This is a genomic window from Streptomyces violaceorubidus, from assembly GCF_000717995.1.
GTDB classification, from domain to species: Bacteria; Actinomycetota; Actinomycetes; order Streptomycetales; family Streptomycetaceae; genus Streptomyces; species Streptomyces violaceorubidus.
Genome location: NZ_JODM01000086.1, coordinates 1 through 2,962 on the forward strand (window position 1 = coordinate 1; position 2,962 = coordinate 2,962).

The following is a 2,962-nucleotide window of genomic DNA, read 5'->3' on the forward strand; positions in this document are numbered from 1 at the left end:
CCACAACCTCACCGACCACGACCGCCACACCCCCCTCCACCCCACCCACCCCGCCTACGTCATCCACACCTCCGGCTCCACCGGACAACCCAAAGGTGTGGCCGTCCCGCACAGCGGCGTGGTGAACCGGCTGGCCTGGATGCAGGACATGTTCGGGCTCGGGACGAGTGACCGTGTGGTGCAGAAGACGCCGGTCTCCTTCGACGTCTCGGTGTGGGAGTTCTTCTGGCCGCTGACCCAGGGGGCCACGCTGGTGGTGGCCCGTCCGGACGGGCACCGTGACCCCGACTACCTGGCCGGGCTGATCGAGCGCGAAGGCGTGACGGTCGCGCACTTCGTGCCCTCGATGCTGCACGCCTTCACGGCGGCGGCCGAGGCGTCGGGGCGGAGCCTGCCGTCGCTGCGGGCCGTCGTCAGCAGCGGCGAGGCGCTCTCCGCGCCGCTCCGTGACCGCTTCCTCGCCCGCTTCGGTGTGCCGTTGCACAACCTCTACGGTCCCACCGAGGCCACGGTCGACGTGACCGCCTGGACCTGTCGTCCGGACGGGGGGCGCGCGGCGACGGTCCCGCTCGGCCGTCCGGTGTGGAACACCCGGGCGTATGTGCTGGACGGCTGGCTGCGACCCGTGCCCGCGGGGACGGCGGGCGAGCTGTACCTGGCGGGGGTCCAGCTCGCGCTGGGCTACCACGGGCGGCCGGGCCTGACGGCGGAGCGGTTCGTCGCCGACCCGTTCGGTGCTCCCGGGGAGCGCATGTACCGGACCGGTGATCTGGCGCGGTGGGACAGCGAGGGCCTGCTGGAGTACCTGGGCCGCACCGACGACCAGGTGAAGGTGCGCGGTGTGCGGATCGAACCCGGCGAGATCGAAGCGGCGCTGCTCGCCCGTCCGGACGTGCTGGAGGCCGTGGTGGTGGTCCGCGAGGACCAGCCCGGCGATCAGCGCCTGGTCGCCTACGTCGTGCCGGTGGGGGACGTCGACGCCGTGGACGTGCCGGCCCTGCGGTCCCATGCCGCTGCCGTACTGCCGGAGCACCTGGTGCCCTCGGCGTTCGAGGTGCTGGACGCCCTGCCGGTGACGGTGAACGGGAAACGGGACCGCGCGGCGCTGCCCGCCCCCGCCCCCGCCTCGTGGGGTACCACCGGCCGGGGACCGGCCACCGAGCGGGAGGAAGTGCTCTGCGCCCTCTTCGCGGAGGTCCTGGGCGTGCCGGCGGTGGGGGTCGACGACGACTTCTTCGCCCTGGGCGGGCACTCCCTGCTGGCCGTGACGCTGGTGGAACGGGCGCGTGAGCACGGCATCTCCCTCGATGTGCGGACGCTGTTCACCGCCCCGACCGTCGCGAAGGCGGCGGCCGCGGCCGGGGAGGAGCCCCGGCCCGCCGAACCGGCCGGGGAGGGCATCCCTGTCGGAACCACCCGAATCACTGCGCGGATGGTGCCGCTGGCGGGGCTGACCGACGAGGAGATCGAGCGGGTGGTCGCCGCGGTGCCGGGCGGGGCGGGCAACATCGCCGACATCTACCCGCTGGCTCCGCTCCAGGAGGGTGTCTTCTTCCACTCCGTACTGGAGGGCGAGGGGCCCGATCCGTACGTCCTGCCGGTGGTGCTGGTGGCGGACGGCCGGGCCCGGCTGGACGCGTTCCTCGCGGCCGTGCAGCGGGTCGTGGACCGTCATGACGTCCTGCGGACCTCCTTCGTGTGGGAGGGGGTCAGGGAGCCGGTGCAGGTGGTGTCGCGCGCCGCCGTGCTGGAGGTGGAGGAGACGCGCTGGCCGGTCGGCGCACTGGACGAACAGGACGCGGTGCAGCGGCTGTTGGACGCGTGTCCGCCGCGTATGGACCTCGCCAGGGCTCCGCTGGTGCGCGCGCGGGTCACCAGGGAGCCCGGAGGGGACCGGTGGTGGCTGCTGCTGCGCGTCCACCATCTGGTCCAGGACCACACCGCGCTGGACGTGCTGCTCGGGGAGATCGCCGCCTTCCTCGACGGACGCGAGGACGCCCTGCCCGAGCCGCTGCCTTTCCGGGACTTCGTGGCACGGGCGCGGCTGGGGGCCCCGCGGGAGGAGCACGAGCGGTTCTTCGCCCGGCTGCTGGGGGAGGTGACGGAGCCGACGGCGCCGTTCGGGGTGCTGGACGTGCACGGTGACGGACGGGCCGTGGCGGAGGCCCGGCTGCCGCTCGAGGACACGGTGGCCCGGCGGCTCCGGGGCCGGGCCCGGCGGCTGGGGCTGAGCCCCGCGGTGCTGTTCCACGTGGCGTGGGCCCGGGTGGTGGCGGCGGTCTCGGGCCGCGACGACGTGGTGTTCGGCACGGTGCTGTTCGGGCGGATGCACGCGGGCGCCGGTTCGGACCGGGTGCCGGGTCTGTTCATCAACACCCTTCCCGCGCGTGTGGACATCGCGGCCGTGAGCGTCGCGGAGGCGGTCGAGGGGATGCGGCGTCAGCTCGCCGAGCTGCTGCCCCACGAACACGCCCCGCTGGCGCTGGCCCAGCGGGCCGCCGGGTTGGCGGCCCGGACGCCGCTGTTCACGTCCCTGCTCAACTACCGGCACGGCGGCGGACGCGAGACGGACTTCCCCCTGGAGGGCATCGAGTTCCGTCAGGCGTTCGAGCGCACCAACTATCCGGTCAGCATGAACGTCGAAGACACCGGGGACGGCTTCCACCTGGTCGCCCAGACCTCGGTACCGGCCGGTCCGGACGCGGTGGCCGCTCTCCTGGCCACCGCGGTGGAGGGCCTGGTCACGGCGCTGGAGAGCGCCCCCGCCACCGCGCTGCGCCGGGTCGGCGTCCTCGACGACACGCGGCTGCGGTACGTCCTGCGCACGCTCAACGACACCGCGCAGGAGGTGCCGGAGGCGACCCTCGCCGGACTGTTCGAGGCCCAGGCCGCCCGCACCCCGCACGCCACCGCCCTCGTCTTCGAAGACACCCGACTCACCTACGCCGAACTCAACACCCGC

General features: G+C 73.9%; 1 protein-coding gene. It reads left to right on the plus strand.

What is annotated here, in order from left to right:
* The coding region (locus IE94_RS0133980; RefSeq protein ID WP_037924617.1) for a non-ribosomal peptide synthetase at window positions 1–2,962 on the plus strand (2,962 nt) is incomplete at both ends.